The sequence below is a fragment of the Pseudomonas putida genome, assembly GCF_028682475.1.
In the GTDB taxonomy this organism is placed as follows: domain Bacteria; phylum Pseudomonadota; class Gammaproteobacteria; order Pseudomonadales; family Pseudomonadaceae; genus Aquipseudomonas; species Aquipseudomonas putida_AG.
The window spans coordinates 22,503-41,331 of the sequence record NZ_JANHLE010000036.1 but is presented as its reverse complement, the minus strand read 5'-3'; the positions used below and the strand labels follow the sequence as shown (position 1 = coordinate 41,331).

Here is an 18,829-nt window from a genome sequence, read left to right as displayed (position 1 = left end):
GCGCCTTGGGCGGCCTCGCGGACGCGCCCGCGCGGTCCTTGCTTGATCGCTCCTGGCCGGGGCCTGGCATCCGCCGTGCGCGGGCGACGGATGCTCAGGGCTTTTTTGCCCAGTTCGGCACCTCGCGGCGAGCACCGGTCGCTGTCGCTTGCGGCGGCATTTCGCCCCAGGCGCCCTGCCCTTGCTGGGTATTCGCGCCATGGCCGCCTTGAGGTTCCGGCGCCGGGCTGTGCACAGGCGGTTGTGGCACCTCGCGACGGCGGTGACGCAAGGCAAACTCGGCCACCGCCTCGATATCCTCTGCATCGATCTGCCCGGCACCGCGCCAGGCGGCATGCGCGCGGGCGGCGCGCAGCCACACCAGGTCGGCGCGCAAGCCATCGACCCCGGCAGCAAAGCAACGCTCGGTGATCTGCGCCAGGGCCTGGTCGTCCAGGGCAATCCGGGTCAACTGTTCACGGGCAGCCTGGCAACGGGCGCGCAATTGCGCTTGTGCCTCAGCCCACTGCAGGCAAAAAGCCTCAGGGTCGGCATCGAAGTCCAGCCGCCGACGGATAATCTGCCCACGGGCCTCGGGCGCCGGCTGGCCGTCGAGGGCGACGTTGAGCCCGAAGCGATCGAGCAGCTGCGGGCGCAGCTCGCCCTCTTCCGGGTTCATGGTGCCAATCAGCACGAACCGGGCACTGTGGCGGTGGGAAATGCCATCGCGCTCGACCCGGTTGGTACCGCTGGCAGCAACATCCAGCAGCACGTCAACCAGGTGATCGGCCAGCAGGTTGACCTCATCGACATACAGCACGCCGCCATCGGCCTTGGCCAGCACGCCTGGAGAAAACTGCGCCTTGCCCTGGGCCAGCGCGGCGTCCAGGTCAAGCGTGCCGATCAGGCGCTCTTCACTGGCGCCCAACGGCAGGGTCACGAACGGCCCCTCACCGAGCAGATCGGCCAGACCCCGGGCCAAGGTACTCTTGGCCATGCCGCGTGGGCCTTCGATCAACACGCCACCGATTTTCGGATCGATGGCGGTCAGGCACAAGGCGAGCTTCAACGCTTCGGCGCCGACCACGGCAGACAGCGGAAAATGTGCAGGTTCAGTCATCTCAAGTCTCTTCTTCACCGTCCAGCAGTTGCTCTTCGAGGGCCTCTCGGTAGTCCCCCGGTTGCTCCCACAGACCGCGCTGCTGGGCTTCGAGCAAACGCTCGGTGATGTCGCGCAGCGCCTGGGGGTTGTGCTGACGGATAAAGTCGCGGGTCGCCGCGTCAAGCACATAGGCCTCGGCCAGCGACTGGTAATGGTGATCGTCAATCAGGTGCGTGGTGGCATCGAAGGCGAACAGGTTGTCGATGGTGGCCGCCAGCTCAAAGGCACCTTTGTAGCCGTGACGCTTGACCCCGTCGATCCATTTCGGATTGAGCGCACGGGCGCGGATCACCCGGTTGAGCTCTTCTTTCAAGGTGCGGATGCGCGGACGGTCGGGCTGACTGTGGTCGCCGTGGTAACTCGCCGCAGGCTTGCCGCCCAAACTTTCCACCGCCGCCAGCATGCCACCCTGGAACTGGTAGTAGTCGTTGGAATCGAGCAGGTCATGCTCGTGGTTGTCCTGGTTCTGGATCACCGCCTGGACCTGACTCAAGCGCCGGGCAAAATCGGCCCGCGCGGGTGTCCCTTCATCCGCAGCGCCGTACGCATAGCCACCGTGGTTGAGGTAGACCTCGGCAAGGTCCTTGCGCTCATGCCACAAGTGCCCATCGATTGCGTTCTGCACGCCGGCACCATAGGCCCCGGGCTTGGCGCCGAAAATCCGCCAGCCCGCCTGACGCGCTGCCTGCTCCTGGCTCATGCCCTGACGCTCGAATTCGGCACGCTCGCTGCGCACCCTGGCGGCGAGCGGGTTGAGGTCATCAGGTTCGTCCAGCGCGGCCACCGCCTGCACCGCGGCATCGAACAGCTTGATGAGGTTGCCGAAGGCATCGCGGAAGAACCCCGACACCCGCAACGTCACATCCACCCGTGGCCGGTCCAGCAGGCTCAAGGGCAGGATTTCGAAGTCGTCGACCCGCTGGCTGCCGCTGGCCCATACCGGGCGCACGCCGAGCAGGGCCATGGCCTGGGCGATATCATCGCCACCGGTACGCATGGTCGCCGTGCCCCAGACCGACAGGCCGAGCTGGCGCAAGTGATCGCCGTGGTCCTGCAGGTGACGTTCAAGAATCAGGTTGGCCGAAGCAAAGCCGATACGCCAGGCTGTAGTGGTCGGCAGATTGCGCACATCAACGGTATAGAAGTTGCGCCCGGTCGGCAGCACATCCAGGCGCCCGCGGCTGGGGGCACCACTGGGGCCGGCCGGAACGAAGCGGCCTTGCAGGGCTGCCAGCAGCCCTTGCAGTTCGGCCGGGCCACAGGCATCCAGTTGCGGCGCGATGGTTTGTTGCAGCGCCTCGAGGACGGCGCGCACCTCTGACCACTGTGGCTCCTGCGGCACCTGAGCGGTGCCTGCCAGCGTGTGTGCGATGTAATGACCGGCGAGCAGCTCCAGGCGTTCACGGGTGTCCCCCGCCGTACGCCACAGCGCCTCGTCCTGCGCCTCCAACAACGCCGGGCGCGGGCCGTTCCAGGGTTCGCCGAGGGCACAATCGAGTGGATCGAAGCCCAGCGCCAGCGCTCTGGCCAAGGCTCGCAGCAAACTGGCATTGGCGCCGCGGCCATCACCACGCTCGACGCGCAACAACGCCAGCAAGGTATCGATGCGCAGGCGTCCGTCTGGCGACTCGCCAAACACATGCAGGCCATCGCGGATCTGCGACTCCTTGAGGTCACACAAGTAGGTGTCCAGGCGCGGCAGCCACACGGCGGCATCGTCCAGGGCACCTTCCAGCTGCAGCTCACGGTCGATATGGTTATCGCGCACCAGCTCAAGAATGTCCCGTTGCAGCTCACGGGCTCGACGGGGGTCGAGCAGTTGCGCTTCGTAATATTCGTCGGCCAGTGCTTCAAGGTGACGCAACGGCCCGTAGGTTTCAGCGCGGGTCAACGGCGGCATCAGGTGATCGATAATCACCGCCTGAGTGCGGCGCTTGGCCTGGGCGCCCTCACCGGGGTCATTGACGATGAACGGATAAATGTTGGGCAGCGGCCCGATCAACGCATCCGGCCAGCAACTGGCAGACAGGCCGACGCCCTTGCCCGGCAGCCACTCGAGGTTGCCGTGCTTGCCGACATGGATCAAGGCGTCGGCGGCAAAGCCGTGGCGCAGCCAGAAATAGAACGCCAGGTAACCGTGCGGCGGCACCAGATCGGGATCGTGGTACACCGCGCTCTGGTCCAGCTGATAGCCTCGGGCCGGCTGGATACCGACGAAGGTCAGGCCGAAGCGCAGGCCAGCGACCATCATCCGCTCGCTGCGGAACATCGGGTCCTGCTCCGGTTCGCCCCAGCGCTCGCGCACAGCGTCCTGATTGGCCTGGGGCAAGGCGGCAAAGGCAGCACGGTAATCTTCCAGCGCCATGCTTTGCAGGCAGGGGCGCTGGTCCAGGCTGTCCAGATCATTGCTGACGCCGCCGAGCAGCGTCTGGATCAGCGCCGTGCCGCTGTCGGGCAAGGCGCTCAGCGGATAACCCTGCACTTGCAGAGCACGGAGGATATTCAAGGCTGCCGCCGGCGTGTCGAGGCCGACGCCGTTGCCGATACGCCCATCGCGGGTCGGGTAGTTGGCCAGGATCAGGGCGACGCGTTTGTCCTGGTTGGGCAACTGTGCCAGCGCGCACCAGCGCCGCGCCAGTTCAGCGACAAAGTCCATGCGCTCGGCATGCGGGCGATAGCAGACCACGTCCGACTGGCTGCGCTCGCTGCGCCAGGCCAGGTCCTTGAAGCTGATCGGCCGGGTGATGATGCGCCCGTCCAGTTCCGGCAAGACGATGTGCATGGCCAGGTCGCGGGCACCCAGGCCTTGCTCGCTGGTTTCCCAGCCTGGCTGGTTGTCCTGGGCGCAGATCGCCTGCAGCACCGGGACATCCCGGCGAAACGGCCGCAAGTGCGGTTGCTCGGGGCTGGACTGGGCAAAGCCGGTGGTATTGATGATCAAGGCGGCGTCGACCTGATCGAGCCAGTCTTCGACCTGAGCCAGGCAAGCGGCCTCTTTAAGGCTGGCCACTGCAATCGGCAAAGGATTAAGCCCCGCCAGTTGCAAGCGCTCGCAAAAGGTATCGATAAAAGCCGTGTTGGCCGCTTGCAGGTGAGAGCGATAGAACAGGATCGGCACCACCGGGTGTTCGACCTGCCACTCGGCAAACCAGTCAGCCAGCTCGGCGCTGGCTTTGCGCGGGTGATACACCGCCGTGCGTGGCAGCTGTTGCGGCTCGCCCCAGGGGTAATCACGTTGCAACCACTGGCTGGCCAGGTAGTTGAACAGGTTCAGGGCGTTGGCCTTGCCGCCCTGGCGCAAAAAGTGCCAGAGCCGCTCGGCCTGCTCTGCCGACACGGTACTCAGGCTGGTCAGTTCCGGGTCGGGCCGATCATCACCCGGTACCAGGATCAACTGCACGCCACGGGCCGCCAGCTCCAGCAACTGCTCGACACCGTAGCGCCAATAGCCGACACCGCCGTGCAGTGACACCAGAATCACCTTGGCATGGCGCAACACCTCGTCGACATACAGGTCGACCGAGGCATGGTTCTGTACTTGCATCGGGTTGGCCAGACGCAGGCTGGGGAAATCCTCGGGCAGCTGCTGGGCGGTTTCGGCCAGCAGTGCCAGGTGCGAGTCACCGCTGCAGAGAATGACCAGCTCGGCCGGGGTCTGGCCGAGATCGGCAATACTGTCGTCCGGTACAAAACCACCGGGCTGGGTCCGCAGCAGGTGCATGGATCAGACGCTCAAGGCGGCGCGCAGGCTCGCTTCCAGTTGGTCCGCATCCAGTTCCTGGCCGATCAGCACCAGGCGCGTGGTGCGCGGCTCTTCGCTGCGCCAGGCGCGGTCGAAGTGTTTGTCGAAGCGCGTGCCCACACCCTGAATCAGCAAGCGCATCGGTTTGCCGGGGATCGCTGCGAAGCCTTTGACCCGCAGAATGCCGTGCTGCACCACCAGTTGGGTCAAGGCATCGAGCAGCAGGCTCTCGTCGGCTTGCGGCAGCTCGATGGAGATCGAGTCGAAGGCATCGTGGTCATGATCGTCGTGGTCATCGCCGTCATGGTGCGAATCGTGGTGAGTCCGACGGCCATCGATATGCGCTTCCGATTCGGCGCCCAGGCCCAGCAGCACGTCCAGCGGCAGACGGCCGCTGCTGGCTTCGATCACTTTGACCGCTGGCGGCAGCTCTTCCTGTACTTCGGCGCGGACCTTGGCCAGATCATCGGCGGCGATCAGGTCAGCCTTGTTCAACACCACCAGGTCGGCACTGGCCAGCTGGTCGGCAAACAGTTCGTGCAGCGGCGACTCGTGGTCCAGGTTCGGGTCGAGTTTGCGCTGGGCGTCGACCTGCTCCGGGTAAGCGGCAAAGGTGCCTGCGGCCACCGCCGGGCTGTCGACCACGGTGATCACTGCATCAACCGTGCAGGCGTTACGGATTTCCGGCCATTGGAAGGCTTGCACCAACGGTTTGGGCAGGGCCAGGCCACTGGTTTCGATGAGGATATGGTCGAGATCGCCACGGCGGGCTACCAGCTCACGCATCACCGGGAAGAACTCTTCCTGCACAGTGCAGCACAGGCAGCCGTTGGCCAGTTCATAGACGCGGCCATTGGCCTCTTCTTCGCTGCAGCCGATGCTGCACTGCTTGAGGATTTCGCCGTCGATGCCCAGCTCGCCGAACTCGTTGACGATCACCGCGATGCGCCGCCCCTGGGCGTTGTCGAGCATATGCCGCAGCAGCGTGGTTTTGCCCGAGCCGAGAAAGCCGGTAACGATGGTGACGGGGAGTTTGGCCAGTGTTTTCATGTCGATGCCCTTGGCAGGATGGCGGGCATGCGGGACGAGAGCCAAAGGCATCACTACCTGGGCGCGTTCGCCACCGGATCACCCCGCCCGGTTTATGTCGGAAACTGTTCGAGGCAGGTCTCCTGGCTGACGGTGTTCAGGCCTTGGCCTGAGGTTCGCTGCGCCTTCCCGCCCGCTCATTCGATAGAGCCGGCAGTGGCGTGGCAGTAAACATCACCGTTCACAGTTGCGGGGGCAGCCGCGGCTTGAACCGCGTTCCCTTCTTAGCTTCGGCACGTGCCGAAGAACCTCGAAAGCGCAAGGCTACGCATGCTTGGGAGGCGGGTCAATGTTTGTCGCATTATTGTTGTAGCAATATTGTTTATTCACGCACCCAAACACACATCCAGCACTTAAATATTTGACTGTAAGTTACTTCCTACAAGCCACCAGCCTCATAACAACTTCTGTTCAACGCCTGCGACATAAGTAGCCAACAGCGCAAGTTACATATTTTTACAAAAACCGAATTGATAAATTAAAACAATAAAGAAACCATGAGACAGCAACAGGGAATATTAACCACACAAGAGAGGAACTCTTGCATGATTGGTTATCATAAATGTCCGCTGCGAATTATTTTTTCTAACGCCAAACGCGTGCCTGCAACATGAGTTCCAACGGCGCGATACGGTATTCGGACGAAAGCGCACTGTATGAACTTTCCGAATCACTGAGTAACTGCCTCTACGCCAGCAGCACTTGTTATCCAGCGGCTCTGGTTGCCCAACTGGGTAACGAAACGTGCCGTGCATTCAATGCAACCTGGAACACCCTGCGGCCAGATATCTATCTGGGCGCAGCAAACGGTACCCGCCAGCGGCGTATCTGCAAGTTCGAGTATCGCCACAAGGACAGGCGCTGGAAAACGCTCGAAAGCTGCAACTTTTTTCAGCCCCCGGCCCATAACCCGCTGCTCGGTGGCATTGAACGCACCTATGCACGCAGCGAAACGTCCTTTATCGGCTCGCCCGTGCTGCAAACGCTACTGGCAGCCGACCTGGCGCTCCTGGAGCTGACCGTCGGCCAGCGCGACTGGCTAGTCACCTGCCACCAATTCCGGGTCTTGTGCGATGAGCATAATGAAGGCCAGGCCACGCCCGAAGGACGACACCGCGATGGTCATGACTTTGTCTTTCAACACCTGATTCAGCGCCAGTCAGTGATTGGCGGAGAAAGCCGGGTGTTTGACGAAAATGGCGAAACCGTATTCCGTGCAACCCTGACAGATTACATGGAAACAGTCGTGTTGAATGACCGGACGCTTCTGCACGAAGTTTCTCCGTTGCAACCGCATCCTGACGGTTCAACGCCTGGCACTCGTGACATGTTGATCATTGACTTCGACTTGGCGGGGGACTAATGGATCATCCAACTTCTGCACGCCCAGCCACCTTACTCGATGTACAAAAGGACATTGCCGAAGCGTTTGAACAGGCACTTGCACGGCGGACATCGACATTATCCCTGACTGCTAACGAGAACATACTGTCCGAAACTGCCCGTACACTTGGACAGAACCGTCATTACGACCGTTATCTGTTTAATGCCCAAACTGCAGAGGGCCACCGTTATGCTGCCGAGTTCAACGGCATGCAGGTCGAGCATTTTCCAGAAGTGGAAACGCTGAAGGCACTCGCGACCCGGGCCGTTCATTCCATGTTCAATGTCGAATTCGTTGAGTACCGGGTTCTTTCCGGCGTCCATTGCACGCTGAGCGTGCTGGCGGCATTGACTGAACCAGGCGAAACCGTTCTGTCCCTGTCACCTGAATGCGGCGGACATTTCGCGACCGGGCCATTGGTGCAAAAGATCGGCAGGCGCAGCCGTTTTTTCAGACTGCGCGTCGACGGGCAAATCGATCTGGACGCGTTCGACCAACAGCTCCAGGCCCTCGGGCAGCAACCGTCGGCCGTGCTCCTCGATCACGGTCTGACCACAGTTGCGATCCTCGTCAAGCCGTTGCGAGATCTGCTCAATCGCCACGGCTACCGCCAAACGCTGATCATTTACGACGCCTCCCACACCCTCGGCCTTATCGCCGGCCAGGCCTTTGCCAACCCGCTCGATGAGGGCGCCGACATCCTTCAGGGCAACACCCACAAGTCACTTCCGGGCCCGCACCGGGCATTGATTGTCTGCCGGTGCGCCGACCTTGCCAGGCAGATCGAACAGAACATCAGCGGCGCACTCGTGTCCTCGCCCAACCTGCCGGGATTGCTGCAACTGTTCGTTACCCTCGTGGAAATGGAGCGTTATGGCCAGGCTTACGCCCAACGCATGTGCAATAACGCCCGTCAGTTGCGCAACGCGCTGGCCGACCTCCCCGGTTGGACAGTGCTCCCTACGGACACCCATCTACTACTGCTCGAGAGCGCCTGCAGCCAGCGCGCCGCCCAACAACTCAACGAACTGGGCATCCGGGTCAACAACAAGCGTGTCAATGGCCGCGACTGCCTGCGCTTTGGCGTACAGGAGATCACGCGCCTGGGTATCAGCAGCGAGGATCTGGACGCCCTTGCCCAGATTCTGCGTAACGCCTTGAGCGGCGGGACGAACGGCACAGACCGAAGCCGCCTGACACACATTTGCCACCGTCTGAACCGGATTCACTACAGCTTCGACCAGGTGCCCCTCCGATGAACACACCCAGCTGCCTGATAGTCGGCAACATTCGCAATGGCGAATTCGAAGGCCTCGTTGCCGAAGGTATTGCACCGCTGCTGATTGCCGACAGCCGTGCAACCCGTAAAATCGCTGACCGAGCAAAGATTGCGCCCGTAGCCCATTACGATTTCTCCAAAGGTCTCAGCGCAGAGCTGATCAAACTGACCCAGCAATTGCTCGACAAGCACGGTTTCACCAGTGTGCTGAACTTTCGTGAGGGATATGTCGCTATCACGGCCGGACTGTGCGCAGCATTGCCGGCGCTGGCCCATTTGCATCGAAGCGTTGAAAACACGCTCGACAAGGCCGTGCAACGTCGATGTTTCCAACAGTCGAGCAACCCGGATTTGCACGTCGTTTCGCGCGAGGTGCAAATCGATGATTTGCTCGCGCGCGCCGACGAACTGCCCTACCCGTTCATTTTGAAACCGGCAAACCTCTATAGCAGCCTGTTCGTACGCTGCATCCATGACCCTCAAGAACTGCTGGATTACAACCATGACCAATGGCCGACGCTACAACGCTATGTGAGCACAAAGCACCGGGAAACCGATCAGTTACTGCTTGAGGAGTACCTGCAAGGCTCCAACCACTCCATCGATTGTGCCATCAGCCCTGACGGGACGATCAGCAGTTTCCCGATGGTCGATGTGATTGCCGGCGTAGATATCGGCCGCGACGATTTTCACCACTTCGCCCGCTACACGCCTTCGGTGCTGGAGCCCGACGCGGCGTTGAAGGATCGCTGTCATCGTCTGGCCCACGACGCCGTAAAAGCCCTGGGGCTCAAAGGCACATTTGCCCATGTCGAATTTATTCTCACTGCAAGCGGGCCGAGGATTCTGGAAGTCGGCGCACGGCCTGGCGGCAGCCGGATTCACGTGATTCGCCGGGCCTGGCAGATCCCGCTGGACGTCTGCTACCACCGCGCCCTTTCTGCAGAACCGCTGCCACAAGCCAGCACGCCCCCGCGTCCGTTCGGCATCGTCACACCCTTTGCCCGAGCAGACAGAGCCTACGACGGCGTGCATCACGCCGAACGCATCCGCCACCTGCCCGGCTTCCAGCGCTGGTATGCCTATGTCAGTCCGGGGGAGCGCATCGGGCCGGTCAGCAACGGCTTTCAGAATTACCTGTACATCGAGTTCCACCAGCCCGATTGCGCCAGTTTGCGCGCGTCCCTGCTGGCTGTCGCCGACATTGACGTGTACGCCGAAAGCCCCGGCCCCCAGGTCAAACACATTCTTCTGATCGGTGGACGGGATTCGGGGCTGGATTGGGACACAGCGCAGCGCTTTCGCTTCACCCTCGTTCAGCAAACCGATCAGGTCTCGGATTACCAGCGTCAACACGCGACCCTGGTACTGACCGCCGACATTGCCAATCCAGCCAGTTACCGCGAAACGATCCTGCAGCTTCATCGGCAACGGCCGTTCGATGCTGTGGTGTCGTTTTCGGAACTGGGCCTGATGCCTGCTTCGCAATTGGGAGAGCAGCTGGGCATTGCCCACAACAGCCTGCACAGTGTTGCGGTCAGCCGCGACAAACTACTGTTTCGTCAATTGTTGAAAGGCAGTCGTTATGAGTTGCCCTGCTCAGCCATCGACAGTGCCGACGATGCCCGCGCCTTTGTAGCCTGCCACGGCCCGGCTATTGTCAAACCCGTCAACGGCTCGGGCAGTCAAGGCATCTACGCGATCGGCAAGCCGGAGGATGTCGACGCGCTGCTGTTGCAGGGGCGCAACCTGATCGAAGCGTTCGCCAAGGGTGTTGAATACAGCGTCGAGTCCCTTAGCCTGAACGGCCAGCACCGGATTCTCGGCATTACCGGCAAGCACACGCGCGGCGCTCCGGGTTACGTCGAAAGCGGACATGACTTTCCCGCCGATCTGGACGACAGCAGCCGCTCGCAGATCGAGGATGCGGTTCTGTGGTTGCTCGATCGCATGGGCAACCGCTGGGGTCCGGCGCACACCGAGATCAAGATTGACGGTCAACGCCTGCATTTCATCGAAACCCAGACCCGTTTTGGCGGCGACCAGATCTGGGAGATGGTCTGGAGAACCACGGGCGTGCACCTGGCTGCTACCACCATTGCAGCGATGACCGGCGTTCCATTGCCCGCGCCCGAACGCCAATACACGCACATGGCGATCCGCTACATCGAAGCGGACCATGCAACTGACGTGCAACACCTGCGCGCGCACCTGCTGCGAAACCGTTTTGCGCTGCGCGCGATGCTCTACCCCGAAAGATTCGGGCAGCCCATCCGCCGCTCCGGCGACCGGCACGGCTATGTGTTGCTGGCCTGTGGCGCCGGCGACGACCATCAAGCCTTCAATGCTGCCATATCACCCTCACGGTTCCCCCACCAAGGACAGGCGCAATGATCACAAAAGACAACCTGTATTACATCGATGGACCGATCAGTGCGGATTTCCCGCAGATCTCCTTTTCCACAAACGTATACGACAACCCGGCAGACATTCTTGGCTCGATCACCGATCTGGCCAAGCACTTCAAGGCGGTCGAATTCGAGATAGGTGAAGATGCCGAAACCGTATTCTGGTCCTTGAACGCTGATGATCGAGATGCACTAGCCCGGCAGATCCGTCAGTTTATCGAGCACAATGAGATCACCCTGACGGTGCATGCCGGTTGGTGGGGGCGTCAGTACAACCTGTGCGCCAGCGATTCGCATGAACGTGCCCAAGCGATTGAGTGCCTGTGCGCGGCAGTGGACTTTTCACGTCGAGCCGGCGCAACCAGCGTCACGTTTCATCCCGGCTACAAGGACCAGCTGGACAACCACGTGCTGATGGCGAACCTGATCGAGGCCATCACGCAGGTCAAGGCGCGTTGTGACACAAGGGATATCGCGTTGTGTCTGGAAAACATGGGTGGCCAGCGTCCGAAGTTTCCAGTGTTCACCGTCGAAGAGCATGTGTACTTCCATCAACAGACCGGCTGCTACGTGACCATAGATGTAACCCATTTATGTTCCTTGCTGCCTTATGGACAGAGCCTGTTCGAGGCCATCGCGACGCTGGCGCCGGTCACCCGCCACCTGCACATTGCCGACCTTAACGACACCCATCACCAGCACTTGCCGATTGGTGAAGGCAATTTGCGCTTGAGCGATGTACTGAACCGCTTCGCGCTCAACGGTTATCGCGGCGTGGCGGTGGTGGAAGAGTTCATCCCGCGCTTCTCCACCGAGTACTACCTGGAAAAAGCCCTGGCCTACAGGGAGGGTGTACAAGACCTGCTCGCCAGTGCGCAGCACAACGCCCATGCCGGTTGAGCCCGCACGGCTCGAGCTCGCGCCACACAGCGAGATAGCGTCCGGCATCCGCGATGCGTTGCCGTTCGTGTTCTCGCTGTTACTGACGTTCGCCCTGATTGGCATGCTCGGGCGCCGCCATGGCCTGGACCTGCCGACGATGGTGGTGTTCAGCGGCACGGTAATGGCCTCGCCGCTGCAGCTCACCCTGCTGGAGACCCCCGCGCATCTGTTGAACGCGTTTGGCGTTCTGGTATCGGCGCTGAGCATCAACCTGCGCTTTCTGATCTTCACCCTGAGCCTGAAGTCCAGCCTCGAAGGACCCAGAACGGCATTCGTCCCCGCACTGGCAGTGATGGCCAATGCTGCCTTCACCTTGATGTCGATACGCAAGGAACAGCAGCCCATCAGCCGTCCCTATGCGAACACGGTGTGCTTCGCGCTGTACGCCGCCGCGTTGCTGGGCACCATGGCGGGCTATTGCTTCGCCGGTCTGGCCGACAACACGCTGCTGGATGATGTCAGTGTGGTGATCGCGATCTTCCTCAGCGCCTCGCTCGGCAAGATGGCCCGCGAGCGCCACAGCTTCTACGCACAATGGATCGCCGGGCTGGCTACTGCAGCGAGTCTGCTTTGGCTGGGGCAGATCAGTCTGATGCTGGTGCTCACCCTTACCATGCTGACGAGTTATGTCTATGACCGACCCTAGTACGTTCTGGCTGTATGTGCTGATCTGCGCACTGGTTTCCGCCGTCTGCCGGCTTTTGCCGCTGGTGGTGGAAGTCGAGCGGCTGTCCAGCGGCGTTCGCGCCTTTATCGACCGTCTCGGCAAGTACACTTCGGTGGCGATGCTGGTCAGCCTGCTGGCGGGGTCACTTTATCCGCTGATCCGTCTGCAAACCTCGTCGATGCTGTGGATCTGGCCGGTGGCGCTGGCCTGGCTACTGAGCCGCACGCGGCTCAAGTCCTACTACGCCTTTCTCATCGCACTGGGTGTGTATGGTGTGCTGGCAATGCGTTAGCCGTCGATTGACTCAAGTCCTGCAGCCATGCTCTCCTACACAGCTTGTTACGGGTGCCCTTCACAGGGTGAAACGGGAAACCGGTGAACCATGTGCTTTACTTTGAAGCCATGGCAGTCCGGTGCTGCCCCCGCAACGGTAAGCGAGTGAAGCGTCAGATCCACTGTGCCAGTGCGGCATGGGAAGGTGATGCCTGCAGGTTGGTCAAGGCCACCCCTCGCGAGCCCGGAGACCGGCCCGCAACTTATCAGTGCGCAAATGTGCTACTGAACCTGACAAACCCGCGGTGGGCGGGCGCTGTTGCAACCCCTGGGCGAGTTCCGTGCAGGGGTTTCCTGCGCTTGCCTGTTGCCGAACAACACCAAGAGGAAAGCGCCATGCCTATCAGTACCGCCAGCCACTCCGCCGTTACCCCTTCAAGCCTCAGTCAGCGTCTGCTGGTTGCGGTCGGTGCCTCGCTGCTGGGCCTGTGCCTGGTGTACTTCGCCGGTTTCTCGCATATCGAAGCGGTGCACAACGCCGCCCACGATACCCGCCACAGCGCCGCCTTCCCTTGCCACTGAGTGCCCTGCGATGATCAAGCGTATTGCCAGTACCGCAGGGTTTGCCGGCCTGCTGGCCGCCCTGCTGCTGACCCTGTTGCAGAGCTTCTGGGTCGCGCCGCTGATTCTCCAGGCGGAAACCTATGAAAGCGCCGCACCTGCGGTTGAAGCCCATGAACATGCCCCGGGCGTCGCCGCCGATCACCACCACGACAGCGAAGCCTGGGCCCCGGAAGATGGCTGGCAGCGCGTGCTGTCGACCACCGGCGGTAACCTGGTGGTCGCTGTCGGCTTTGCCCTGATCCTCGCCGCACTCTATACCCTGCGCGCACCAAACAGCGTGATCAGTGGCGCACTGTGGGGGCTGGGTGGTTTTGCCGTGTTCTGCCTGGCGCCTACGCTGGGCCTGCCACCCGAACTGCCAGGCACTGCGGCAGCCGATCTGGCTCAGCGCCAGGCTTGGTGGGTAGGTACCGCTGCCGCCACTGCGGTTGGGCTCGGAATGATCGTGTTCGCTCCCAACTGGCTGCTTAAAGCCCTGGGCGTGGTGCTGCTGGTGGCGCCCCATGTGATCGGCGCGCCGCAACCAGAGGTGCATGCGATGCTTGCCCCAGAAGCGCTGGAAGCCGAGTTCAAAATCGCCTCGCTGCTGACCAATGCCGCGTTCTGGCTGGCCCTGGGCCTGCTCAGTGCCTGGCTGTTCCGTCGCCCAAGCCAGGCCTGAAATCCATGCACGTGTTCGTCGGCCTCGGTTGCCGACGGGGTTGCCCGGCCGAAACCCTCGGCAACCTGCTGGAACAGACCCTCAAGGCCCACGACCTGCCGCTGGCAGCGGTCGCGGGCCTTGCCAGTATCGACCTCAAGCATGATGAGCCGGGCCTGCAACAACTGGCCCGGCAACTCAAGGTGCCCCTGCTGTTCTTCAGTGCCACACAACTGGCCGCCTTCGAGCACCGCCTGAGCCATCGCTCAGCCGTTGCCTACCAGCACAGCGGTTGCTATGGCGTCGCCGAAAGCGCGGCGCTGGCGTTAGCCGAGCACCTCGCAGGCCCGGCACAGTTGTGCGTTACCCGCACCTTGTTGGCCGACGCCAGCCTGGCATTGGCCACGACCACAGGCTTTGGCGGATAATCCGCGCTTTCTCTTCAAGGATTCTGCATGACCGTCTATTTCATCGGTGCCGGCCCCGGCGATCCCGAGCTGATTACCGTCAAGGGCCAGCGTCTGATCCATCGCTGCCCGGTGATCATCTATGCCGGTTCCCTGGTACCGGCCGCCGTGCTCGAAGGGCATCGCGCCGAGACGGTCATCAACAGTGCCGAGCTGCATCTGGCAGAGATCATCGAAGCGATCAAGCAGGCGCACGACCGCGGTCATGATGTGGCCCGGGTACACAGCGGCGACCCCAGCCTGTACGGCGCCATCGGTGAGCAGATTCGCTACCTGCGCGAGCTGGGGATTCCCTACGAAATCATCCCGGGCGTTACTGCCGTGGCCGCCAGCGCCGCCCTGCTCGGCTGCGAACTGACGCTGCCGGACATTGCCCAGACCGTGATCCTCACCCGCTACGGCGACAAATCACCGATGCCCGCCGGTGAGCAATTGGCCGACCTCGCTCGCCATCGCAGTACCCTGGCGATTCACCTGGGGGTCAAGCACCTGGAGAAGATCGTCGAGGAACTGCGCCCGCATTACGGTGGCGATTGCCCGATTGCGGTGGTCCATCGCGCCACATGGCCGGACCAGGACTGGGTGCTGGGTACCCTTGATGGTATTGTCCAGCAGGTACAGGCCAAGGGCTTTCGCCGTACCGCACTGATCCTGGTCGGCAGGGTACTGGCCAGTGACAGCTTTTCCGAGTCGGCGCTGTACCGCGCCAGCCATGCCCATCTCTATCGCCCTTGACAGAGGACCTGACCATGCTCGAATTGCGCCCTAACTGTGAATGCTGCGGCTGTGACCTGCCGGGTGACAGCCAGGATGCGTTGATCTGTTCGTTTGAATGCACGTTTTGCAAGGACTGCAATGAGCGTCAGCTCAAGGGCCAGTGCCCCAACTGTGGTGGTGAGCTGGTGAAGCGACCGCCACGGGCGGCGGCGAAGCTGGCCAAGTATCCGGCGTCAACCCAGCGGATCGTCAAGGAACAGGGCTGCCCGACACACTGACAGACGACAACTGCCTGGTTGGAGCAGATACCCCCGGTGGGAGCGGGCTTGCCCCGCGAAGCGATGTAGCTGGCTCAATCGCGGGGCAAGCCCGCTCCCACAGCAAGCCCGCTCCCACCGGTGTTGCCCTCCCCCCACTCATGGGGTTTGATACTGACTCAGGTATTTGTCCAGGGTCGCATTGTCGCCGCTGTTATCGCCCGCCACCTGCCACAAGCGCCGTTCGATCCCCTGGGCCAGCAGATGCCCCACCGCCGATTCGATGGCCGACAGCACACACAGCTGCGCCGGCTCGTTGGTGGTGTAACCCACTTCGGCTTCGAGCAGTTTCTTGAACTCGATGAACTTGAACACCCCGGCGCTGCGTCCGACCGAGTAGATGGTCTTGCTGGTCATGACGTTGGCCAGCACCTGACCACTGCGCACATCCACGGCCCGCAGGTTGACCGACACCTGATCGACCCGGTATTCACGGGAGATGTCGATACCCAGGTAGCGCGCCCCTTCGCCACCACTGCGCACGTTGGTGTCGTAGGCAATGATGCCGCCTTCAAGCATCAGGTTGGCCGCTTGCAGGGGTGGCAGTTCGCCCTGGATGTTCACCGGCGTGTCAGGCTTTTTCTGCGAAGCGCGGATGATCTTGCGTTCGGTCAGCAGGTTCTGCAGCCCCTCGCGCTCCAGCACCACGAACCAGCCGCTGGCCTGCAGGGCATCCATCAGCATGCTTGCCGCGCCCTGGGTGACGCTGGTCGAGAACGAGCTGGCCGGGGTTGGCTTGTATTGCCCGGTCTGGTCGCGGAAACCATACACCACCGCCATCAGCCGACCTTTGGGCCGTGGCATGTTGAGCAGGTCGTAGTAGGTCGAAGCCCGCGGGGTCAGCGTCGGGCTTTCGCCATCCTGCTCGGCCGGCATCGGTTTGCGCAAGTTGCAGCCTTGCAGCATGGCGAGGATCAGCAGTGTGGTCAGAATTCGTTTCATGTTTGTCACTCCCCATTGCCCCCACCCTTCAAGGGTTCAGGCCATTCACCAGAACTTCTGAAATTTCGCCTGTTGCACGATCGGTGATCTGGATGGTCAAGGCCCCAGAGTCGTCGAGCACATTGATGATGAAGGCGTCTGTCTGCAGGCTGCCGGTGGTGCCGTTATTGATGTTGTTGAGCAGTTGCGAGAGCAGGCGTGACTCGAGCTGGCTGGTGAAGCGCTCCAGAGAGGAAGTACCCGCAAGCGCTGAAGCACGGTCTTTGATCGCCGGGTCTTCGTGGTCGTTCTGGGCCTGGGCGTTGTTGAGCAACCAGGTGCCGTTGAGCGGGTTGCCGCCAAATGCGGGGTTGATGGGGGTGTACACAAGTTCCGTGGCACTGGCCTGGCTGCCCAGGGCAGTCAGCAGAACCAGGGAGGCCAGGCGGCGGGTATTGTTGTTATTCATAGCTCGTCCCTCTCGAGATCAGTGGTGTCCTGCAGCAGCATCTGCAACTTGCGCTGGATGATCTGCGCCTTGACCAGGTCAGCCGCCTCATACGCGGCGTCCTTCAGCTCGGTGGTGTTGGGTGGCAGAAAGCGGCGGTAAACCACGCGTTGTTCATACTCGACCGTAACCAGGCTGCCCCAGCGTGCGTCCGGCCGCTCGCGTACCACCAGGTTGAAATCCAGGCGGCTGGTGGCACGCAGCCGCTCGGCAAAGCTGTAATAGAAGTCGTGGCCGATGTGCGAGATGGTGTTATCGACGATAAAGCCCATCATCTCGTCCTCGGCGCCGCCGCGGGCGGTGCCGGCCAGCAGCACCAGGGCCAGCGCGCAGGCCGTCAGTTGGCGGTTCATTGCGCTGCTCCCTGAGCCATGCCCTTGCGGCCACTGGCGGCAGATTCGGAGAAGGCTTTCTCGGCCACGAACTGCCAGTCGGAGTAGTGCTCCATGCCTTCGAAGTCCGACCACTGGGCGGCAAAGCCGGTCTGTTTCAGCGGGGCCTGCTCAGACTGGCTGTACACCCCGGTGATACGCCCGTCGATGGAGCGCAGCAAGCCCCAGTCGTCGCTGCCAGTGATCGGATCGGGGTACAACCGGCGCAGGTGGCGCTTGAGGTTGGGATAGCGCGGGTCTTCGAGCAATTCGTCGAGGGTCTGCGGGTACTGCGCCAGGCCTGGCGAGTCGCGGTAGTAGCTGCGCAGGGCCTGGGCATACTGGGTGCCGACCCACAGCAGGTCACGTTCGCGTTCGCGCAGGGCCTGGGTCGACCACAGGCTGACGGTCGAGCCCAGGGCGATGCCGGTCACCGCAATCAGCAACAGCACCCCCAGGTAAGTGAAGCCCGCCTCGGCGGCGCTACCACTCGGCATATAAGCTGCCATCACGCGCCCTCCCGGTTGCACCGCTCTTGATATCGGCCACCGAACCGCCCACACCTTCCGGTGGCGCCACCACCTGCCAGCCGTCGCGCCGCTCGGTGATCGGGTCCAGTGGCGCATTGCGCAGGTAACGTTGTTCGACCAGTTGCTCCAGCGACTCGGGATAGTGGCCGGTGTCGCCGTAGTAGTGATCCAGGGCTTCGCGCATCACCGCCAGGCTCTGGCGCAAGGTGGCCTCGCGCGAGGTTTCCAGGCTCTGGAAGTAGCGCGGCATGGCGATGGTCATCAGCGTGGCGATGATCGCCATCACCACCAGCAACTCGATCAGGGTAAAGCCTTGGTTGCGTCGCATGCTGGTCACCATTGTCCGTAGGCGATGCCGTTAAGGCCCTTGCCCGCTGCCTTGGAGTAAACGTCGAAGACGTCCTCCCCTTCACGCGGGCTTTGCGCCGAACTGTCGTAAGCACGCAGCCCCCAGCCGCCTTCGTCATCCTTCTTGTGGCTGAGCAACGGGTCGTGGGGGATGCGCCGCAGGAAATAGAACTTGGCACCTTTGGCGCTGCGCACATCGCGCACGCCGTCCACCAGCACCTGCAGGCTGGGTGGATAGCCGCTGGCATTCAGCGATTTTTCGATGTAACCGGCGTCGAAGGCGCGTTTGTAGGCGTCGATGGCATCGCGTATCTGATACAGCGCGGTCTTCAGCTCCTGCTCCTTGCCCCGGCGTACCAGGGTTTCGGTCAGCGGTGCGGCAATCGAAGCCAGCAACCCGAGCAGCGCCAGGGTCAGCATCACTTCGATCAGGCTGAAACCTGCCATCGAGCGTTTCATGG

General features: G+C 62.1%; 20 protein-coding genes and 2 riboswitches. Of the genes, 11 read left to right on the top strand and 9 right to left on the bottom strand.

Going from position 1 to position 18,829, the window contains the following annotated elements; translation table 11 throughout:
- Positions 1–94: 94 nt before the first annotated feature.
- The 3 genes from NPS47_RS22670 to cobW are packed head-to-tail and all read right to left on the bottom strand — an operon-like array spanning position 95 to position 5,933.
- Positions 95–1,099 (bottom strand): ATP-binding protein, encoded by a 1,005-nt coding sequence (locus NPS47_RS22670; RefSeq protein WP_274296991.1) that lies wholly within the window; start codon positions 1,097–1,099, stop codon positions 95–97.
- 1 nt (position 1,100) lies between these two features.
- Positions 1,101–4,862 carry a cobaltochelatase subunit CobN gene (gene cobN, locus NPS47_RS22665; protein WP_274296990.1) on the bottom strand — a complete coding sequence of 1,254 codons (3,762 nt, stop codon included), beginning with the start codon at positions 4,860–4,862 and terminating at the stop codon, positions 1,101–1,103.
- Positions 4,863–4,865: 3 nt separating this feature from the next.
- Entirely contained in the window at positions 4,866–5,933 is a 1,068-nt protein-coding gene (gene cobW, locus NPS47_RS22660) for a cobalamin biosynthesis protein CobW (RefSeq protein WP_274296989.1), read from the bottom strand.
- Between the two features lie 95 nt (positions 5,934–6,028).
- A riboswitch (cobalamin riboswitch) is annotated at positions 6,029–6,240 on the bottom strand.
- Between the two features lie 342 nt (positions 6,241–6,582).
- On the opposite strand from cobW, the gene NPS47_RS22655 reads away from it, so the two are divergent.
- From NPS47_RS22655 to NPS47_RS22605, 11 genes are all read left to right on the top strand, one after another.
- The gene (locus NPS47_RS22655; RefSeq protein WP_274296988.1) at positions 6,583–7,335 is read left to right on the top strand and encodes a 2OG-Fe dioxygenase family protein; all 753 of its coding nucleotides are present in this window, start codon (positions 6,583–6,585) and stop codon (positions 7,333–7,335) included.
- A complete protein-coding gene (locus NPS47_RS22650) occupies positions 7,335–8,615 on the top strand; it encodes an aminotransferase class I/II-fold pyridoxal phosphate-dependent enzyme (protein WP_274296987.1) in 1,281 nt (426 codons plus the stop codon). The genes NPS47_RS22655 and NPS47_RS22650 overlap by 1 nt, the downstream gene beginning before the upstream one ends.
- Positions 8,616–8,812: 197 nt before the next feature.
- Entirely contained in the window at positions 8,813–11,029 is a 2,217-nt protein-coding gene (locus tag NPS47_RS22645) for an ATP-grasp domain-containing protein (RefSeq protein ID WP_274296986.1), read from the top strand.
- Positions 11,026–11,943: a sugar phosphate isomerase/epimerase family protein gene (locus NPS47_RS22640; protein WP_274296985.1), complete on the top strand. Its 918-nt coding sequence runs from the start codon at positions 11,026–11,028 to the stop codon at positions 11,941–11,943. The genes NPS47_RS22645 and NPS47_RS22640 overlap by 4 nt, the downstream gene beginning before the upstream one ends.
- Positions 11,933–12,631, top strand: a complete 699-nt coding sequence (locus tag NPS47_RS22635) for an AzlC family ABC transporter permease (protein ID WP_274296984.1) — start codon at positions 11,933–11,935, stop codon at positions 12,629–12,631. The genes NPS47_RS22640 and NPS47_RS22635 overlap by 11 nt, the downstream gene beginning before the upstream one ends.
- Positions 12,618–12,944 carry a hypothetical protein gene (locus NPS47_RS22630; protein ID WP_274296983.1) on the top strand — a complete coding sequence of 109 codons (327 nt, stop codon included), beginning with the start codon at positions 12,618–12,620 and terminating at the stop codon, positions 12,942–12,944. The genes NPS47_RS22635 and NPS47_RS22630 overlap by 14 nt, the downstream gene beginning before the upstream one ends.
- A 34-nt stretch (positions 12,945–12,978) precedes the next feature.
- A riboswitch (cobalamin riboswitch) is annotated at positions 12,979–13,199 on the top strand.
- Positions 13,200–13,321: 122 nt separating this feature from the next.
- On the top strand, positions 13,322–13,507 hold the full coding sequence (locus NPS47_RS22625) for a CbtB domain-containing protein (RefSeq protein ID WP_038611292.1): 186 nt from the start codon (positions 13,322–13,324) through the stop codon (positions 13,505–13,507).
- A gap of 10 nt (positions 13,508–13,517) precedes the next feature.
- Positions 13,518–14,210, top strand: coding sequence for a CbtA family protein (locus tag NPS47_RS22620; RefSeq protein WP_274296982.1), 693 nt, complete (start codon positions 13,518–13,520; stop codon positions 14,208–14,210).
- A gap of 5 nt (positions 14,211–14,215) precedes the next feature.
- Positions 14,216–14,617 (top strand): cobalamin biosynthesis protein, encoded by a 402-nt coding sequence (locus tag NPS47_RS22615; protein ID WP_274296981.1) that lies wholly within the window; start codon positions 14,216–14,218, stop codon positions 14,615–14,617.
- A gap of 27 nt (positions 14,618–14,644) precedes the next feature.
- Positions 14,645–15,391, top strand: coding sequence for a precorrin-4 C(11)-methyltransferase (gene cobM / locus NPS47_RS22610; RefSeq protein ID WP_274296980.1), 747 nt, complete (start codon positions 14,645–14,647; stop codon positions 15,389–15,391).
- Positions 15,392–15,405: 14 nt separating this feature from the next.
- Entirely contained in the window at positions 15,406–15,651 is a 246-nt protein-coding gene (locus NPS47_RS22605; protein WP_274296979.1) for a DUF1272 domain-containing protein, read from the top strand.
- A 138-nt stretch (positions 15,652–15,789) separates the two neighbouring features.
- On the opposite strand, the gene NPS47_RS22600 is transcribed toward NPS47_RS22605, so the two are convergent.
- The 6 genes from NPS47_RS22600 to NPS47_RS22575 are packed head-to-tail and all read right to left on the bottom strand — an operon-like array spanning position 15,790 to position 18,827.
- Positions 15,790–16,632, bottom strand: a complete 843-nt coding sequence (locus NPS47_RS22600; RefSeq protein ID WP_274296978.1) for a CsgG/HfaB family protein — start codon at positions 16,630–16,632, stop codon at positions 15,790–15,792.
- 28 nt (positions 16,633–16,660) lie between these two features.
- Positions 16,661–17,080: a curli assembly protein CsgF gene (locus tag NPS47_RS22595; RefSeq protein ID WP_274296977.1), complete on the bottom strand. Its 420-nt coding sequence runs from the start codon at positions 17,078–17,080 to the stop codon at positions 16,661–16,663.
- Positions 17,077–17,472 carry a curli production assembly/transport protein CsgE gene (gene csgE / locus NPS47_RS22590; RefSeq protein ID WP_274296976.1) on the bottom strand — a complete coding sequence of 132 codons (396 nt, stop codon included), beginning with the start codon at positions 17,470–17,472 and terminating at the stop codon, positions 17,077–17,079. The genes NPS47_RS22595 and csgE overlap by 4 nt, the downstream gene beginning before the upstream one ends.
- The gene (locus NPS47_RS22585; protein ID WP_274296975.1) at positions 17,469–17,999 is read right to left on the bottom strand and encodes a type II secretion system protein; all 531 of its coding nucleotides are present in this window, start codon (positions 17,997–17,999) and stop codon (positions 17,469–17,471) included. Before NPS47_RS22585 ends, csgE begins: the two co-directional genes overlap by 4 nt.
- Positions 17,974–18,348, bottom strand: coding sequence for a type II secretion system protein (locus tag NPS47_RS22580; protein WP_274296974.1), 375 nt, complete (start codon positions 18,346–18,348; stop codon positions 17,974–17,976). The genes NPS47_RS22585 and NPS47_RS22580 overlap by 26 nt, the downstream gene beginning before the upstream one ends.
- 5 nt (positions 18,349–18,353) lie before the next feature.
- Positions 18,354–18,827: a type II secretion system protein gene (locus NPS47_RS22575; protein WP_274296973.1), complete on the bottom strand. Its 474-nt coding sequence runs from the start codon at positions 18,825–18,827 to the stop codon at positions 18,354–18,356.
- Between the last annotated feature and the right edge of the window lie 2 nt (positions 18,828–18,829).